The following is a 16,347-nucleotide window of genomic DNA, read 5'->3' on the forward strand; positions in this document are numbered from 1 at the left end:
GCCCGGCGCGGCGGAGAAGCGGGGAAGGCCGGGCAGGCGGGAGGCCGCGTTGGGCATCGATCTCGACCAGTTGCGCACCTTCGTCGCCGTCGCCGAGGCCGGCGGCCTCAGCCGCGCCGCCGAGACGCTGCACCTTTCGCTGCCCGCCATCTCGCGCCGCCTCACCGCGCTGGAGGAGGAGCTGGGCGTGGTGCTGCTGGCGCGCAGCTCCCGCCGCGTGGTGCCGACGCAGCTGGGCCGCGAATTCCTCCCCCGCGCCCGCCGCCTGCTCGACGAGCTGGAGGAGAGCCTGCTCGGCATCCGCGAGACGGCGGCGCGCCGGCGTGGCGTCGTCACCCTCGCCTGCATCCCGACGGCCGCCTACTACTTCCTGCCCGCGACGCTCGCCGCCTTCGCGCGCCGCTTCCCGCAGGTGCGGGTGCGGGTGATGGACCTCTCGGCCGAGGGCGTGATCGACGCGGTGGCGACGGGCGGCGCCGAGTTCGGCATCGGCATGGAGGGGGCGCAGCACCCCGAGGTGCTGTTCCGCCTGCTGCGCCAGGACCCGTTCGTGCTGGCCTGCCGGCGTGACCACCCCTTCGCCGCGCGACGCGCCCCGCTGCGCTGGAGCGAGCTGGAGGGGGAGCGGCTGGTCGGCGTCTCGCGCCGCTCCGGCAACCGGCTGATCCTGGACCGTGCGCTGCTGCCGCGCGGCCTCTCCCTGACCTGGAGCTGCGAGACGGAGCACCTCTCCACCAGCCTCGGCCTGGTGGAGGCCGGGCTCGGCGTCGCCGTGGTGCCGCGCCTCGCCCTGCCGCGCGGGGCGCACCCGGTGCTGGTGGCGCGGCCGCTGGTGGAGCCGCTGGTGGAGCGCGGCACCGGGCTGGTGCTGCGGCGCGGCTTCACCCTGGCCCCGGCGGCGCGTGCCCTGCTCGACCTGCTGACCGCCCGGCTGAGCCGGCCGGAGGTGCCGCGCCGGGGGCTGGCGGCCGGTTGACGCAGCCGCGCATGCGGCGGGCGCATGCCGCCGTTCGGGGCAGCCTGACAGGGGGCGCTGACAGGGAGCGTCCGGCAGAGGGTGCCCAGGGAGGGCCAGGGAGGGCCAGGGAGGGCCAGGGAGGGCCAGGGGGGGAAAGGCACGGGGACGGGGCGGCGCCGGCCGCAGGGCAGATGGCCAGCTATTTGCGAATGAATTGCATTCTCTTTATGTACGCCGGATGGCCCGGTCCGACGCCGCCGGCCGCCTTCCGGAGCAGAACCCATGTCCCGTCCACGTCACCTGCTACTGGCCGCGCTGCTGTCGGCCGCGCCGCCGCTCGCTGCCACGGCGCAGGCACACCAGATCTGGCTGGAACGCGAGGGCACCACGGTGCGCGCCTATTTCGGCGAACCGGTCGAGAACACCCGCGAGCGCAGCGGCGGCCTGCTGGACCGCATCGCCGGTCCGCGCATCTTCGCCACGGATCCGCAGCGCGGCTTCACCGTCGAGCGCCGCCAGGAGAGCCTGGACGCCGCCGTGCCGGCTGGCACCGGCGATGTCCGGCTGATCGAGGACACGCTGCCGCCCTTCGGCCCCGCCGGCTCGCCCACCCGCACCCGGGCGGTGCTCCTGGCGCGCGAGGGACGCACCGAGACGCGCGGCGTCATGCCGCTGGAGATCGTGCCGACGGCGGCGGGCGGCAACACCTTCACCGTCCTGTTCGACGGCCGTCCGCTGCCCCGCGCCGAGGTGACGCTGGTGGCGCCGCCGCGCTGGGAGCGCCGCCTGCACACCGATGCCGAGGGCCGCGTGACAATCGAGACCCCCTGGGCCGGCCGCTACGTCGCCGAGGTCGCGCATGTCGAGGACAAGCCGGGCGGCGAGGGCGATCGTGCCTATGCGCGGCGGCGCTACGTCTCGACCATCTCCTTCACCGTCGACGGCGGCATCCCGTGGGGCGGCCGCTGACGCCCCACGGCCGACGTCCCGCGAGCGGGGCCGGCACCGGCGGAAACAGCGCCGGCGGAAACAAATGCCGGATCGTGGGTAACATACCGTGATACCCGGCCACCGGGCCGGGGCTTGGCAAGGGCTGCCCTTGGGATCATATTGTGCAGCGCAGCATCCCGGTTCTTCCGGTTGCTGTCTTTCTTGGACGTTTCCTCCCTAAACTTGGCGGCTTCCCTTCGGGGAGCCGCCATTTTTTTGCCCGGCGAGGCTCCGCGCCCGGCGATATCGGCCGATCCCGGCCAATTTCATGCAATTTCCATAATGACCTGTTCATGCTACCATCCGGCCGGGGCGCCCCGACACGCGGCCAGCAACAGGGCCGGCAAATCCACGATGCGCGGGATCGCTTCGATACCGATCTTACCATGGCTGTTCCCGTCGCGGACCCGCCTCCGCGCCCGCGCCCGGCGCCTGTCCGGGAGGCCGGCGGGTCGGCCCGGCGGTCCCTTGCCGCGCCGTGCGCGTCGTTCCCTCGCCCCGCGCCCCCGCGTCGAAGCGGCGGGCCCGCCTTCCCGGCACGGCAGGTCCCTCGCCATCCCCCCGCCGGTCTCGCGGGCAGGCTCCCGGGCGCCGCTGCATGGCTGACAGCGGCGCGGCGTCAGGCAGCGGGGATGCCGTCCCGGCCCGCACTCAGGTGGAACGCGCCTGCCGGGCGATCGTCGAGGCCGCCGCCAAGGGCCGCTACCTGCCGGGCGACCGGCTGGTGGAGGGGCACATCGCCAAGGAGCTCGGCATCAGCCGGGTGCCGGTGCGCGAGGCGCTCCGGGTGCTGGAGAGCCGCGGCATCGTGACCAGCGTGCCCTACAAGGGCATGCGCCTGCTGCCGCTCTCGCGCCGCGACGTCGCGGAGATGATCGCGCTGCGCGAGGCGCTGGAACTGTTCGTGCTGCGGGAGGCCATCGGCGGCGACCGGCCGCCGCAGGCCTGGGACCGCGTGGCGCACAGCATCGCGCTCGGCCAGCGTGCCGTCGAGATCGACGACGGCGCGCTCATGCGGCGCGCCGACCATGCCTTCCACCGGGCCCTCTGGCACCTGGCCGGCAACGCCCTGGTGACGGAACAGCTCGAGATCCTGCTGGAGCGGCAGAGCCTGATCTGGCGCTGCGTCGACCTCCACGGGCGGATGTCCGACGCCCACGCCGAGCATGTCGCGATGCTGCGCCACGCCAGGGCAGGGGAGACGGAGGCGGCGATGGCGACCATGTCGAAGCACCTGCACTGGCTCCTCACCGTCGATGTCGAGGCGGCGATGCGGCAGCGGCGGGGCGGCTGACGATACCGCCTCCCCGGCCCGCCATTCCCCGGCTGCCGGGCCCGGGGTCCCGGCGACGGCACCCGGCGGCGGCGGGTCGGAAGGGGGGATGCGGCGCCGGTCGCGTTGCGGCATCCTGGCGCCATGAGAAGACGGATCAGGGCCCCCTTCGCCGCCGCGCTGCTGCTGGCGGCGGCGAATCCGGTACTGGCGGCGGCCGAGGAGGACCATGTGCTCGCCGCCCTGCGGGCGGAGATCGCGAGGGTGAACGCCCTGCCGCCGGACCGCCGCAGCGTGAAGGCGGATGCCACGATCTGCGGCTCTCTGGAGCAGTGGCACCAGGCGGTCCGGGCCCTGATGGAGGGCGACCTGGCCCGCATGGCCGCGGCGCCCGGCTGCGCGCGGCTGCGCCGCCCGGTGCGGGTGGAGGTGCGCGGCTTTCCCAACCCGCTCAGCGCGCAGGTGCGGCTGGTCGACCCGCCCGACGGCGTGGCCGCCGCAGGCTACACCATGCCCTCCGCCATCGTCGACAGCAGAGCGGCGCAGGGCGGCGCGGAGCGTCCCGGCCCGTAGGGCGGCCAGGGAAGGCCCGCGGTCGGCGGCCGGTCCCCGCCGCCGGCCCCATCTTCCGTGTTCCCGTCTCCGCGTTCCTACAGCGAACCGCAGTCCGGTTGGGACTGCGGTTCGCTGTCGCTCGCTGTTCCCGGCGCGGATTCACGCCGCCGGGCGTGTCCGCCCGCCGGCGATCCGCTCCAGAGCCGATCCAGCCTGACCGTATCAGGCCGGAACGGCTCTAGCCTTTTGATTTTTCGCATTTTCCGAGCCGCTGAGCGAGGACGCTCAGCTTGAAAATGCTCTAGGCCCGCCCCTCCGGCGGCAGGGTCGCGAAGCAGAAGCCCCGCTCCTGCAACCCGGCCAGCAGCGGCTCCAGCACCCCGGCGAAGGGCACCTGCCGGTCGTGTACGCCCCAGTGCAGCAGCAGCACCTCGCCGTCGCGGATGTTCCGCAGCGCCTGCGCCAGCAGCGCGTCGTTGGGATGCGCCTTCGCGTCCAGCTCGTCGCCCAGGAAGCCGTTGGCGCTCCAGCCCTGGTGACGCAGGCCGCAGCCGGCCGCCATCGAGATCAGGTTGGGCGTGGTCCTGCCCCCCGGCGCGCGGAACAGCGGCAGGATGCGCGCCCCCGGCGCCAGCTCCTCCAGCCGCGCCACGGGGCGGCGCAGCTCCTCGCAGAGCGCCGTGCGGTCCAGCACCGTGGCGCCCGGCCCGCGCCAGGGCACGTAGCGCACCTGTCCCGGCCCGGCATCGCCCCGGAAGTACCAGTGCCGCCAGGTGTGGCTGCCGAAGACGTGCCCCTCGGCCGCGCGGGCGCGCCAGAACGGCGCCCAGGACTCGTCCAGGGTGCGGTCGCCGCGGAAGGTCGGCTCGTCGGCCACGAACAGGGTGGCGCGTATGTCGCGCCGGCGCAGGATGGCGGCGATCTGCTCCGCCTCGCGCATCCAGCCCGTGTCGATGGTCAGGTACAGCGTGCCGCGGCAGGCGGCGGGCCGCGTGGTGGGAGCGGGGGCGGCCGGCGCCGCCTGGGCCAGCGCGACGGGCGGCGCGGCGGCAGCCGCCCCGCCGGACGCGGCGGCCGCACCGGCCCCCGGCCCAGCCCCTTGCCCGGCCCCGCGCGGCGCCGCCCACAGCATCCCGCCACCCAGCGCCGCCACGCCCGCGCCGCCGAGCATCCCGGCGGCGAGGAGGCGCCGGCGCATCAGTTGTTGCGGGCCTGCTGCACCGGCTGCGCGGTCCCGGTCGCGGTCGGCGCCGGCCCCGTCGCCGGCACGCGCTGCACCAGGATGCCGTGCGGCGAGCGGCCCACCGCCACCGTCTCGAACAGCCCGGTCTGCGGGTCGATCACCGCCACCTTCTGCGCCCAGCGCAGCGTCGCCCAGAGGCGGCCGTCGCGGGCGAAGGTGATGTCGTCCGGCCCGCCGGGGATGCGCCACTGCGCCTCCTGCACCAGCGTCTCGGCGTTGAACACGGTGATGCGCGAATCGACGCGGCTGGTGGCGTAGAGCCGGCGCCGGTCGGGCGAGAGGAAGACGGTGTGCGAGCCCTTCGCCGTCGGCAGCCGCCGCTCCACGTTGCCGTTGGCCGGATCGACCACGGCGACGTAGTCGGCGCCCATCACGCCCACGAACAGCCGGCCGTTCCACAGCAGCACGCCCGCTGGCTGCGGCCCGACATTGGCGGTCCAGAGCTGCCGCCCCTCGGCGATGTCCACCGCCACCAGCCCGCGCTGGCCCTGGAGCGTGACGTAGACCGTCTTGCTGTCCGGGCTGTAGTCGAGGTGGCTGGGCTGCGAGACGCCGTCGATGCGGTGCACGAGCTGGAGCGTCGCCGCGTCGTAGATGTCGATCTGGTCGCGCTTGATGGCGGCGATCACCAGCCACTTCCCGTCCGGGCTGTAGGCCAGGTGGTAGGGGTCGCTGATCCGCTCGCGGCGGCGGAAGTCGCCCGTCGTCGCGTCCAGGAACAGCAGCTCGTTGCCGGCCGAATCGCCGATCACGATCTGCGAGCCGTCCGGCGTGTTCACCAGGTGGTGCGGCTCGCGCAGCATCGGGATGCGGCGCACCAGCTCGCGCGTCTCGGCGTTCAGGACCGAGATCGTGGCCTCGCCCGAGTTCAGCACGTAGACGAGGTCGTCGGCCCGGGCCGGCGACGCCGGCAGGGCCAGCGGCAGCGCAGCCAGAAGGGTCAGCAGCGCGAGCCGGGCTGGACGCATCACTCGTGTTCCATCCTACTGGACAAGGGCCCGGCCGGAACGGCCGGGCGCGAGGCGGGCGGAAGCTGCGACAGCCGGGGGTGGCTTGGCAAGCGCCATGCGCGCCCCGCCCGGATCGATCCGCATCCGGGCGGGATGTCTCCGCGGCGCCCCTCCGGCGCACACTCGCCGGAGCGGCTTCCGAGCCGGCTGGAGAATGCCCTGGCGCCCCGCCGGGTGCCGCGGTCGCCGGCGGGCCGACTCGTGCGATCCGTCCCAGCCCGGAACGGGGCCGCGGACCCGGCCCGTCGCCGCGGGGCGACGCCCATCCGGGCCTCCCTCGGCCCCCCGCGCCGGGCAGGCAGGGTCATACGGGTCCGCACAAGTGCGGACCCGTATGATTCGTCGGTCCGGCGCGCGGCCGCCCCACCAACCCCGCGCGCGATACCGGCCCGCACAAGTCAGGACTTGTGCGGGCCGGTATCAGTACGTCGCGCGGCCGCCCGAGACGTCGAACACCGCGCCGGTGGAGAAGGAGCACTCCTCGCTGGCCAGCCAGCCGACCAGCGCCGCCACCTCCTCGGCGAGGCCGAAGCGGCCCATCGGGATCTTCGAGAACATGTAGCGGATCTGCGCCTCGGTCATCTGGTCGAAGATCGCGGTGCGCACGGCGGCGGGGGTGACGCAGTTCACCCGCACGCCGGTCTCGGCCAGCTCCTTGCCCAGCGCCTTGGTCAGCGCGATCACCCCGGCCTTGGCGGCGGAGTAGGCGGCGGCGTTCGGGTTGCCCTCCTTGCCGGCGATCGAGGCGATGTTGACGATCCGCCCGTAGCCGCGTGCCCGCATGCCCGGCACCGCGGCGCGGCAGCAGAGGAACACGCCGGTCAGGTCCAGCTCGATCACCCGCCGCCAGTCCGCCACCGGGTAGGATTCGACCGGCGCGTTGGGGCCGGTGATGCCGGCATTGTTGACCAGCACGTCGGGCGGCCCGAGGCGGCGCTCCGTCTCCGCCAGCGCCGCCGCGACGGCCGCGTCGTCGGTCACGTCCACGGCGATGCCGGCGGCGCCGTCGAGCGTCGCGGCGGCGCGGCCGGCCTCGTCGCCATCCATGTCCCACAGCGCGACGCGGGCGCCGCTCGCGGCGAGGCGCTGCGCGATGGCGAGGCCGATGCCGCGCGCGCCGCCGGTGACGACGGCAACCCGGCCGTTGAGGTCGAGACGGTTCATGGTGCTGCGTTTCCCCCGCTGCGTTCGGGGGATGATCGGCGAGGTGGCGGGGCGGGGCAAGGAACGGGGCGCCGCCCCGGCCCTCGCCAGGGAAGGCGCTGCCTTCCCTGGACCCATCCGCCAAGGGGCGATGCCCTCTTGGATCCCCCGTTTCGGGAGAGACATCCGAGGTGCTTCAACACCCGGGAATCAAACGAACAGAGGTGCAGGAGGGCCTCGCCCTCCTGCCGGATGGGGTCCGGGGAAGGCGGCGCCTTCCCCGGTGCCCCGGTGTCCGCCGCCTTCAGCCCAGCGTGAACGCCTCGTGCACCGCCGACTGCACCGCGCCGCCCGTCACCGCGCCGCCGCCGGCGACGTGGATCCGGTCGCCCAGCAGCGCGGCGCCCACGGCGTGGCGCGGCGTCGGCATCGGGGCGTGGTGCTGCCAGGTGTCGGCGGCCGGGTCGTAGCTCTCCATCTGGCCGAACACCTTCGCCTGCGTGATGCGTCCCCCCTCGATCACGCCCGCCTCGCCGCCCATGGCGAAGAAGCGGCCCCGGTACACGACCAGCCCGTGGCCGGAGCGTGCCGTGGGCAGCGGCGAGCGCAGCGCCCAGGTGTCGCGGGCGGGGAAGTACACGTGGTGCAGGTCGGTGTTGTACTCGAAGGTGTTGAAGCGGCCGCCGATGACGTGGATGCGGCCCTCGTGCGCCACGCAGCCGACATGGTCGCGCGCGCCGGGCAGGGCCTTGAGCGTCGTCCAGCGGTCGGCCTGCGGGTCGTACGCCTCGTGCCAGCCGACGCTGGCGCGCTCCATGGTGGGCGCCGAGGCGCCGCCGATCAGGTGGATCCTCCCGCCCAGCGCCACGGCGGCCGCGGCGCCGCGCGGGCGGGGCAGCGGCGCGATCGGCACCCAGCGGTCGCCCGCCACCTCGTAGGCATAGGCGTTGTGGTCCGGGTTGCGGTTCTGCTCGATGAAGCCGCCCAGTGCGTAGACGCGGCCGGCATCGGCGCAGACCGCGACGTGGTTGGCCCCGCGCGGCAACGGCGCCGCGTTGAACCAGCGGTCGCCGTCGGGGTCGTAGACATGATGGTAGGCGCGGTCCACGCGCCCCTCGCCATAGCCGCCGACGATGTGCATGCGGTTCTGCCAGGCGGTGGCCCAGGCCATCTCGGAGCGCGGCAGCGGCAGGGCGGCGCGCGGCACCCAGTGGCCGGGCGGGCCGGGCGGCGCCGGGCTGTCGGTGACGCGCTGCGCCTCCTGGTCCGGCATCAGGTGCCCCATCGTCCCGCCGCCCTGGAGGCGGGCATAGGGTTCGGGCGAGGGCGCGGCAGGCTGCAGCCCGCCGCCATGGCCGCCATGCTGCGCCGAGGCGGCGCGGGCACCGAGTGCCGTGGCCGCGCCGAAGGCCAGGAAGTCGCGCCGGTTCATCCGTTTCCGCTCCCGTGATCGGCGGGAGGCTACAGCGAACCGCAGTCCGGCTGGGACTGCGATTCGCTGTGGCTCGTTGTTCTCGGCGCGGATTCACGCCGCCGGGCGTGTCCGCCCGCCGGCGATCCGCTCTGGAGCATTTTCGGGCCGGGCGTACTCACCCGGCGACTCGGGAAATGCGAAAAACCAGAAGGCTGAAGCCGTTCCGGCCTGATACAGTCAGGCCGGAACGGCTTCAGAGCAGCCTCGTGCCGGCGTACTCGCTCAGCGCAGGTTCGACGCCATGCCGGCGTTGATGGTCCAGCCATTGCCGGGAAGCATGCCGCTTTCCTCCCAGCGGACGGTGCCGGGCGCGAAGGCACCGCGGTCGCCGTTCAGTTGGCCGAGACGGGCGGTGGCCGTGGTGGTGCCGCGTCCGACCTCGCGCCGGGACATGGTGCCCACCTCGTCCACCCTGTCGCGACCGATGGCACGCTGCAGCTGGGCGGCGGCGCGCTCGGACGGCGTCTCGGCCATGGCGGGGATGGCGAGAACGGCGACGAGAAGGGCGACGAACGGGGGGAGGGGGCGGCGCATCGGCGGGGCTCCGACGCCGCCGTCGCCCTCGGGGGAAAAGGCGGCGCGGCGCGACTGGATTGCGGATGCGGGACGAACGCGGCGATCCGGGCGCGGTCGCGGTCACGATCGCGTCGGAACGCCGACGACGGCGAGGGCGCCGACGCCGTCCTTGCGCTCGGCCACGCCGCCGGCGACCCGGCCGCCGTGTCGAGGCGGTGCCGGGCCGGCCCGCTCAGCCCCGGGCCAGCGCCGCCGCCACCCGGCGCGCGAAGCCCACCGGGTCGCGCGGCGTGTCGCCGTCCTGCACGCGGGCGAGGTCGAGCAGCGTGCCGGCCGTCTCGGCCAGGTCCTCGCCGGCATCGGCGCGGGCGGCCAGGGCGCGGACCAGCGGGTGGCGCGGGTTCAGCTCCAGCACCGGCAGGCCGAGGCCGAAGCCGCCGCGGCCGGCGCGGCGCAGCAGGCGCTGCATCTGGAGGTCCGGCCCGCCCGCGCTCGCCGCCAGCACCACGGCGCTGTCCACGAGCCGGTCGGTGGCGCGCACCTCGGCCACCTCGCCCTTCAGCGCCTCGGTGAGCGCCGGCAGCAGCTTCGCGAGGTCGGCCGGCTCGTCGCCCTCGGCCACCTCGGGGGCGAATTTCGAGAGGTCGGCGGCGCCCTGCGTGATGGAGCGGAGCTTCTTCCCCTCGAATTCCTCGAAGCGCTCGGGCCAGAAGGCGTCCACCTGGTCGGTCAGCAGCAGCACCTCGATGCCGCGCGCGCGGAAGCCCTCCAGTTGCGGCGAGGCGGCCAGCGCCTCGGCATCGTCGCCGGCGAGGTACCAGATCGCCTCCTGCCCGTCCTTCATGCGCGAGACGTAGTCGGGCAGCGAGGTCCAGCCGCCATCCTTCTCCTCGGGCACGGCGGAGGAGCGGAAGCGCAGCAGCGGGGCGAGGTCCTTGCGGTGCTCCGCGTCCTCCCACATGCCCTCCTTCAGCACGGGGCCGAAATTCGCCCAGAATTTCGCGTAGTCCGACGCATCCTTCGCCCGGTTCTTCAGCTCGGTCAGCACGCGGCCGGTGACGGCGCGGCGGATGCGGGCCAGCACCGGCGTCGACTGCAGCATCTCGCGCGAGACGTTGAGCGGCAGGTCCTCGGTGTCCACCACGCCGACCACGAAGCGCAGCCAGGGCGGCAGCAGGTTCGCCTCGTCGGTGATGAACATGCGCCGGACATGCAGGCGCACGCGGCTCTCGCGCTCGCCCTCGACGGCCTGGAAGGGCTTCATGCCGGGGATGAACAGCAGCGCGGTGTAGTCGAGCGCGCCCTCGGCCCGCCAGTGCAGCGTCGCCCAGGGCTGGTCGAAGACGTGGCCGAGATGGCGGTAGAACTCGGTGTAGCTCTCCTCGGAGATCTCCGACTTCGGCTTGCGCCAGAGCGCGGTGCCCTCGTTGGCCGGCTCGTCCTTGCCGTCCACCGCGACGGTGATGGGCACGGTGATGTGGTCGGCCCATTTGCGGATGATGGTCTGGAGGCGGATCGGCTCCAGGAATTCCTCGGCGTCCGGCTTGACGTGCAGGACGATGGTGGTGCCGGGCTCGGCGCGCTCGGCCGGGGCCAGGGTGTAGCTGCCCGCACCTTCGGAGGACCAGGTCCAGGCCTCGTCCGAGCCCGCGCGGCGGGAGGTGACCTCGACCCGGTCGGCCACCATGAAGGCGGAGTAGAAGCCGACGCCGAACTGGCCGATCAGGCTCGGCCGGTCCTCCGGCTTCGCCCCGGCCAGCGACTGGGTGAAGGCGCGGGTGCCGGAGCGGGCGATGGTGCCGAGGTTCTGCGCCAGCTCGGCCTTGGTCATGCCGATGCCGGGGTCGGAGAGGGTGATGGTGCGCGCCGCCTTGTCGGGGACGATGCGGATGCTGCCATCGGCGGGCATGGTCAGCGCCGGGTCGGTCAGCGCCTCGAAGCGCCGGCGGTCGATCGCGTCGGCGGCATTGGCCACCAGCTCGCGCAGGAAGATCTCCCGGTCCGAGTAGAGGGCGTGGACCACGAGGTCCAGCAGACGCCCCACCTCGGCGCCGAATTCGTGCCGCTCCACCGTCTCGCTCAAGGCTCTTGCTCCCTGTGTGGGCCCGGCCCGGGCCGTGACGCCCGTCGCGGCGGGCCGTGCCGGTCGTGAATCCGTCTCCGTCCCGGCGCGGGCCGTCCGCGCCCGGGCGGCACCGCCAGGCGGACCATTCCAGGGGCACCGAGGGGCCGAGCCCGGGCCGGCAATGGCCACCCGCGACCGGCGGCGCGCCATATGCGGCCGACACACGCGGATTTCAACGGCCGGCCACGAGGTCGGGCGGCCGGGGGGCACGTTGCGCCACGCGGCAGGGTGGGGACTGCCCGGCGTCCCCGGCGTCTCGGCAAGCGGGCACCAGTTCTGCTACATCGCCGCAGACTCGCCCCATCAGGGGCCCCCGGCCCGGGCCGATCGCGCCCGGCCGGCCTCAGGCGGGGCCTCACCGGGAGCGCCTCCCACTGAAAGACGACAGGAATGGCTGGCTTCAGAGGCACCAAGTTCCAGGATCGACAGAAGGATTCAGCCGCGGCGAAGCAGGCGCTGCTGGAGAAGTTCCGCGCCCGCCCCGCCCCGGACGACCCGGCGGTGCAGGCCAAGCAGGAGGAGATGCGGCGCGTCCGCCTCGCCCGCGAGGAGCGGCAGGCCGCGCGCGAGGCCGAGAAGCGGGCCGCGAAGGCGGCCGAGGAGGCGCGGCTCCGCGCCGAGCAGGAGGCCGCGAAGGCCGCCGAGGAGGCCCGCATCGCCGAGGAGGCCGCGCGCAAGGCGCAGCTCGAGGCCGAGCGCAAGGCCGCGCGCGATGCCCGCTACGCCGCCCGCAAGGCGCGGCGCCGGGGCTGAGCCGGCGGGCCCCGGCGGCGTGAGGCCGCGGGGGCCGGTGACCGGCGACGGGGGCGCTCCGTCCCCCGCCGGCCGGAACGGGGCGGCGGGGGACGGAGCGCCCCGCGCCGCTGCCCCCCGTGCCGCTACCCCCCGTGCCGCTACACGGTGAGCAGCCGGCGCACCGCCGTCTCGTCCAGCTCGCCCACCGGCCCGGCCAGCTCCACCTCGCCGCGCACCATCACCGCGATGGTGTCGGCGAGGTCGCGGGCGAATTCGTAGTACTGCTCCACCAGCACCACCGCCATGTTGCGCGTCTTCGCCAGGAACGAGATCACGCGCGCGATGTCCTTGATGACGTTGGGCTGGATGCCCTCGGTCGGCTCGTCGAGGATCAGCAGCCGCGGGCGGGTGGTCAGGGCGCGCGCGATGGCGAGCTGCTGCTGCTGCCCGCCCGAGAGGTCGCCGCCGCGCCGGCGCAGGAACTGCTTCAGGATCGGGAACAGCTCGAACATCTCGTCCGAGACCTTCGAGCCCCGCGGGGCGGCGGCCAGCGCCGTCTCCAGGTTCTCGCGCACGGTCAGGAAGGGGAAGATCTCTCTTCCCTGCGGCACGTAGCCGATGCCGGCGCGCGCCCGGTCGGCCGGCGAGAGGCCGCTGATGTCGCGCCCCTCCCACATGATCCTGCCGCCCTGGATTCGCTCCAGCCCGATGATGGCGCGCATCAGCGAGGACTTGCCGACGCCGTTGCGGCCCATCACGCAGGTGATGTTGCCGGGCGTCGCGGCGAGGTCGACGCCGCGCAGGCAGCGGCTGGCGCCGTAGGAAAGGTCGATGCGTTCGACGCTCAGCATGGTTCAGCGCCCCAGATAGACGTCGATGACCTTCGGGTCGTTCTGCACGTGGTCGATGCTGCCCTCCGAGAGCATCGCGCCCTCGCAGAGCACCGTGACCTTGCTGCCCAGCGCGCGGACGAATTCCAGGTCGTGCTCGACCACCACCACGCTGCGCCGGCCGGCGATGCGGACGAGGAGCGCGGCGGTGTGCTCGGTCTCCTGGTCGGTCATGCCGGCCACCGGCTCGTCCACGAGGAGCAGCTCGGGGTCCTGCATCAGCAGCATGCCGATCTCCAGCCACTGGCGCTGGCCGTGGCTGAGCAGCCCGGCGCGGTCATGCGCGCGGGCGGTCAGGCCGATCTCGTCCAGCGTCGCCTCGATGCGCCGGCGCGATTCGCCCGAGAGCACCCAGCGCAGGCAGGCGATGGGGCCGCGCGGCGCCTTCAGCGCCAGCTCCAGGTTCTCGAACACGGTCAGCGCGTCGAACACGGTGGGCTTCTGGAACTTCCGGCCGATGCCGAGATTGGCGATGGTCGCCTCGTCGAGCTTCGTCAGGTCGTGCTCGTGGAACCGCACCGTGCCGGCGGTGGGCCGGGTCTTGCCGGTGATCACGTCCATCATCGTGGTCTTGCCGGCGCCGTTGGGGCCGATGATGGCGCGCAGCTCGCCCGCGTCGATCGTCAGCGACAGCGCGTTGAGCGCGCGGAAGCCGTCGAACACGACGGAGACGCCGTCGAGGTAGAGAACCGGGCCGCTCATCGCCCCCCCTTCGGGTCCGCCTTCGGACCACGCCCACGGAACAGCCCGACGAGCCCCGCCGGCAGGAACAGCGTGACCGCCACGAACAGGCCGCCCAGGACGAACAGCCACAGGTCCGGGGCGAAGGAGGTCAGCCAGGTCTTCAGCGCGTTGACCGAGAAGGCGCCGAGCACGGCGCCCACCAGCGTGCCGCGGCCGCCGACGGCCACCCAGATCACCGCCTCGATCGAGTTGCCCGGCGCGAACTCGCCCGGGTTGATGATGCCGACCTGCGGCACGTAGAGCGCGCCCGCCAGCCCGGCCAGCATGGCCGAGAGGGTGAAGACGAACAGCTTCACCCGCGCCGTGTCGTAGCCGAGGAAGCGCACCCGGCTCTCCGCGTCGCGGATCGCCACCAGCACGCGGCCGAGCTTGGTGGCGGTCAGCCGGGCGCAGAGCCAGAGCGCGCCGCAGAGCGCCGCCAGCGAGGCGTAGAACAGCACGGCGCGGGTGCCGGGCTGGCTCAGCGGCATGCCCAGCAGCTCCTTGAAGTCGGTGAAGCCGTTGTTGCCGCCGAAGCCCATGTCGTTGCGGAAGAAGGCGAGCATCAGCGCGAAGGTCATCGCCTGCGTCAGGATCGAGAGATAGACGCCGGTGATGCGCGAGCGGAAGGCGAGCCAGCCGACCAGCGCGCCCAGCGCCCCGGGCACGAGCAGCGCCATGGCGAAGGCGAAGGGGAACCAGTTGAAGCCCCACCAGAACCAGGGCAGCTCGGTGTAGCCCAGGAACACCATGAAGTCCGGCAGCACCGGGTGCCCGTACACGCCGCGCGGCCCGATCATCCGCATCAGGTACATGCCGATGCAGTAGCCGCCGAGCGCGAAGAAGGCGCCGTGGCCGAGCGAGAGGATGCCGACATAGCCCCAGGCCAGGTCGATCGCCAGCGCCAGGATGGCGTAGGTGATCCACTTGCCGGTGATGCTGATGATGAAGTCGGAGACGTGCAGCGCGCTGTCCGGCGGCAGCCGGTTGAGCAGCGGCAGCAGCGCCAGCAGCAGCACCGCGATGGCGAGGCCGGCGCGCAGGCCCAGCCGCGCGCGGGAGGCGCGGTCCGGGGCGACGTCGTTGACGGTGGAGCTCATGCCTCGGCGGCCCTTCCCTTGAGCGCGAACAGGCCGCGCGGCTTGCGCTGGATGAACAGCATCAGCCCGACCAGCACGAAGACCTTGGCCAGCACCGCGCCCGCCCAGGGCTCCAGCAGCTTGTTCAGCACGCCGAGCGTCATGGCGCCGACCAGCGTGCCGGCCAGCGAGCCCACGCCGCCGAACACCACCACGAGGAAGCTGTCGATGATGTAGCCGGTGCCGAGGTTGGGCGAGACGTTGTCGATCTGGCTCAGCGCCACCCCCGCCATGCCGGCGAGGCCGGAGCCGAAGGCGAAGGTCAGCATGTCCACCCGCCAGGTGCGGATGCCCTGCGTCGCCGCGATGCGCCGGTTCTGCACCACGGCGCGCATCTCGAGGCCGAAGCGCGTCAGGCGGATGATCGCGAAGGTCAGCCCGAGCACGAGCAGGCCGAACAGGATGATCCAGAGCCGGTTCTGCGTCACCGTCACCCCGCCCGGCAGCAGCAGCGTGCCCTGCATCCAGGCCGGGCTCAGCACGTCGCGGTTCTGCGCGCCGAAGGCGAGGCGCACCGCCTGCTGCACCATCATGCTGACGCCGAAGGTCATCAGCAGCGTCTCCAGCGGCCGGCCGTAGAGGTGGCGGATCAGCCCGCGCTCCAGGATGGCGCCGAAGGTTCCCGCGACCAGGAAGGCGGCGGGGATGGAGATGACGATCGACCAGGGCAGCAGCCACGGCGCGTAGTGCTGGCAGAGAAGCTGCACGCCGTAGGTGGTGTAGGCGCCGAGCATGACGATCTCGCCATGCGCCATGTTGATCACGCCCATCACCCCGAAGGTGATGGCGAGGCCGAGGGCGGCGAGCAGCAGCACGGAGCCGAGCGAGAGGCCCTGGAACAGCAGCTCCGCCGCCTGCCGGAAAGCCAGGGTGTGGTCGATGCTGGCGACCGCCGCGTCGATCGGTGCGGCGAGGTCGGGGTTGGCGGCGCGGGCCTGGAGCAGCAGGGCGCGCCCCTCGGCGGAGCCGGAGCCGCCCAGCGCCTCGATGCCCTGGCGGCGCACCGCGGGGTCGGCGGCGACGAGGCGGGAGGCGGCGAGGGCCAGCTCCAGCCGCGCCTTGATGTCGGGCACCTGCTCGCGCGCCACCGCCGCCTCCAGCGCCGGGATGCTCTCGGCGCTGGCCGAGCGGAACACGGCATCGGCGGCGGCGCGGCGCTGGCCGGGATCGGGCGAGACCAGCTGCAGCCGGCCCAGCGCGCCGCGCAGCGCGCCGCGCACGCGGTTGTTGATGCGCACCGGCTCGGCGCCGGCGGCATCGGCGGGGGCGCCGGTGGCGGCATCGACCACGCCGGCCGGGGACTGCACCAGCAGCGTGCCCTCGCGCCGCAGCAGGCGGCCCTCGTTCAGCGCCTGCAGCACGGGCAGGGCGCGCGCATCACCCAGCGCGCCGAGCTTCTCCGCCGCCTCGGCCTGCGCGCCGAAGCCGCCGCCCAGGCCCTGGATCAGCGCCTCGTAGCCTTCCTGCGCAAGAGCCGGCCCGGTGCCCAGCAGGGCAAGGGCCAGCAGCAGCGCAGCCAGATGTCGTCGCATGGCCACCCCCTGTGCCGAAGCGGGGGCCCCCCCGGGGCGGG

15 protein-coding genes are annotated in these 16,347 nt (G+C 73.8%); 5 read left to right on the forward strand and 10 right to left on the reverse strand.

The features are described 5' to 3' along the window. Positions 1-49 precede the first annotated feature (49 nt). The 4 genes from M0638_RS11495 (at position 50) to M0638_RS11510 (ending at position 3,794) form a co-directional block, all read left to right on the forward strand. On the forward strand, positions 50-976 hold the full coding sequence (locus tag M0638_RS11495; RefSeq protein ID WP_248667130.1) for a LysR family transcriptional regulator: 927 nt from the start codon (positions 50-52) through the stop codon (positions 974-976). A gap of 264 nt (positions 977-1,240) precedes the next feature. After that, positions 1,241-1,927 carry a DUF4198 domain-containing protein gene (locus tag M0638_RS11500; protein WP_248667131.1) on the forward strand — a complete coding sequence of 229 codons (687 nt, stop codon included), beginning with the start codon at positions 1,241-1,243 and terminating at the stop codon, positions 1,925-1,927. Between the two features lie 619 nt (positions 1,928-2,546). After that, positions 2,547-3,242 (forward strand): GntR family transcriptional regulator, encoded by a 696-nt coding sequence (locus M0638_RS11505; protein ID WP_248667132.1) that lies wholly within the window; start codon positions 2,547-2,549, stop codon positions 3,240-3,242. A 123-nt stretch (positions 3,243-3,365) separates the two neighbouring features. Beyond that, positions 3,366-3,794: a hypothetical protein gene (locus tag M0638_RS11510; RefSeq protein ID WP_248667133.1), complete on the forward strand. Its 429-nt coding sequence runs from the start codon at positions 3,366-3,368 to the stop codon at positions 3,792-3,794. A gap of 283 nt (positions 3,795-4,077) precedes the next feature. Here M0638_RS11510 and M0638_RS11515 read toward each other — a convergent pair whose 3' ends face one another. The 6 genes from M0638_RS11515 to htpG all read right to left on the reverse strand — a co-directional run bounded on the left by M0638_RS11515 (position 4,078) and on the right by htpG (position 11,245). Beyond that, entirely contained in the window at positions 4,078-4,974 is an 897-nt protein-coding gene (locus tag M0638_RS11515; RefSeq protein ID WP_282571960.1) for a polysaccharide deacetylase family protein, read from the reverse strand. Continuing rightward, complete coding sequence (locus tag M0638_RS11520; RefSeq protein WP_248667134.1) at positions 4,974-5,987, reverse strand: YncE family protein; 1,014 nt, start codon at positions 5,985-5,987, stop codon at positions 4,974-4,976. Before M0638_RS11520 ends, M0638_RS11515 begins: the two co-directional genes overlap by 1 nt. 462 nt (positions 5,988-6,449) lie before the next feature. Continuing rightward, positions 6,450-7,193: an SDR family oxidoreductase gene (locus tag M0638_RS11525; protein WP_248667135.1), complete on the reverse strand. Its 744-nt coding sequence runs from the start codon at positions 7,191-7,193 to the stop codon at positions 6,450-6,452. Positions 7,194-7,476: 283 nt separating this feature from the next. Then, positions 7,477-8,604, reverse strand: a complete 1,128-nt coding sequence (locus M0638_RS11530; protein WP_248667136.1) for a Kelch repeat-containing protein — start codon at positions 8,602-8,604, stop codon at positions 7,477-7,479. 264 nt (positions 8,605-8,868) lie between these two features. After that, a complete protein-coding gene (locus tag M0638_RS11535) occupies positions 8,869-9,180 on the reverse strand; it encodes a hypothetical protein (protein WP_248667137.1) in 312 nt (103 codons plus the stop codon). A 214-nt stretch (positions 9,181-9,394) separates the two neighbouring features. Further along, a complete protein-coding gene (gene htpG / locus M0638_RS11540) occupies positions 9,395-11,245 on the reverse strand; it encodes a molecular chaperone HtpG (protein WP_248667138.1) in 1,851 nt (616 codons plus the stop codon). Positions 11,246-11,677: 432 nt separating this feature from the next. On the opposite strand from htpG, the gene M0638_RS11545 reads away from it, so the two are divergent. After that, entirely contained in the window at positions 11,678-12,040 is a 363-nt protein-coding gene (locus tag M0638_RS11545) for a DUF6481 family protein (protein WP_248667139.1), read from the forward strand. A 140-nt stretch (positions 12,041-12,180) separates the two neighbouring features. Here the strand turns inward: M0638_RS11545 and urtE are convergent, their stop codons facing one another. The 4 genes from urtE to urtB are packed head-to-tail and all read right to left on the reverse strand — an operon-like array spanning position 12,181 to position 16,306. Beyond that, positions 12,181-12,873 (reverse strand): urea ABC transporter ATP-binding subunit UrtE, encoded by a 693-nt coding sequence (urtE, locus tag M0638_RS11550; protein ID WP_248667140.1) that lies wholly within the window; start codon positions 12,871-12,873, stop codon positions 12,181-12,183. 3 nt (positions 12,874-12,876) lie between these two features. Beyond that, positions 12,877-13,614 carry an urea ABC transporter ATP-binding protein UrtD gene (gene urtD / locus M0638_RS11555; RefSeq protein ID WP_248667141.1) on the reverse strand — a complete coding sequence of 246 codons (738 nt, stop codon included), beginning with the start codon at positions 13,612-13,614 and terminating at the stop codon, positions 12,877-12,879. Then, on the reverse strand, positions 13,611-14,735 hold the full coding sequence (urtC, locus tag M0638_RS11560) for an urea ABC transporter permease subunit UrtC (RefSeq protein ID WP_248667142.1): 1,125 nt from the start codon (positions 14,733-14,735) through the stop codon (positions 13,611-13,613). Before urtC ends, urtD begins: the two co-directional genes overlap by 4 nt. Next, positions 14,732-16,306, reverse strand: coding sequence for an urea ABC transporter permease subunit UrtB (urtB, locus tag M0638_RS11565; RefSeq protein ID WP_248667143.1), 1,575 nt, complete (start codon positions 16,304-16,306; stop codon positions 14,732-14,734). The genes urtC and urtB overlap by 4 nt, the downstream gene beginning before the upstream one ends. Between the last annotated feature and the right edge of the window lie 41 nt (positions 16,307-16,347).

Source organism: Roseomonas acroporae, assembly GCF_023223525.1.
Taxonomy (GTDB): domain Bacteria; phylum Pseudomonadota; class Alphaproteobacteria; order Acetobacterales; family Acetobacteraceae; genus Roseomonas_E; species Roseomonas_E acroporae.

Bases quoted from the DNA above. Each gene is read 5' to 3' on its own strand.
- urtD (WP_248667141.1), bottom strand. From the start codon at position 13,614: ATGAGCGGCCCGGTTCTCTACCTCGACGGCGTCTCCGTCGTGTTCGAC.
- urtC (WP_248667142.1), bottom strand. From the start codon at position 14,735: ATGAGCTCCACCGTCAACGACGTCGCCCCGGACCGCGCCTCCCGCGCG.
- M0638_RS11505 (WP_248667132.1), top strand. From the start codon at position 2,547: ATGGCTGACAGCGGCGCGGCGTCAGGCAGCGGGGATGCCGTCCCGGCC.
- M0638_RS11500 (WP_248667131.1), top strand. From the start codon at position 1,241: ATGTCCCGTCCACGTCACCTGCTACTGGCCGCGCTGCTGTCGGCCGCG.
- M0638_RS11520 (WP_248667134.1), bottom strand. From the start codon at position 5,987: ATGCGTCCAGCCCGGCTCGCGCTGCTGACCCTTCTGGCTGCGCTGCCG.
- M0638_RS11530 (WP_248667136.1), bottom strand. From the start codon at position 8,604: ATGAACCGGCGCGACTTCCTGGCCTTCGGCGCGGCCACGGCACTCGGT.
- urtB (WP_248667143.1), bottom strand. From the start codon at position 16,306: ATGCGACGACATCTGGCTGCGCTGCTGCTGGCCCTTGCCCTGCTGGGC.
- M0638_RS11545 (WP_248667139.1), top strand. From the start codon at position 11,678: ATGGCTGGCTTCAGAGGCACCAAGTTCCAGGATCGACAGAAGGATTCA.
- urtE (WP_248667140.1), bottom strand. From the start codon at position 12,873: ATGCTGAGCGTCGAACGCATCGACCTTTCCTACGGCGCCAGCCGCTGC.
- M0638_RS11515 (WP_282571960.1), bottom strand. From the start codon at position 4,974: ATGCGCCGGCGCCTCCTCGCCGCCGGGATGCTCGGCGGCGCGGGCGTG.
- M0638_RS11510 (WP_248667133.1), top strand. From the start codon at position 3,366: ATGAGAAGACGGATCAGGGCCCCCTTCGCCGCCGCGCTGCTGCTGGCG.
- M0638_RS11525 (WP_248667135.1), bottom strand. From the start codon at position 7,193: ATGAACCGTCTCGACCTCAACGGCCGGGTTGCCGTCGTCACCGGCGGC.
- M0638_RS11535 (WP_248667137.1), bottom strand. From the start codon at position 9,180: ATGCGCCGCCCCCTCCCCCCGTTCGTCGCCCTTCTCGTCGCCGTTCTC.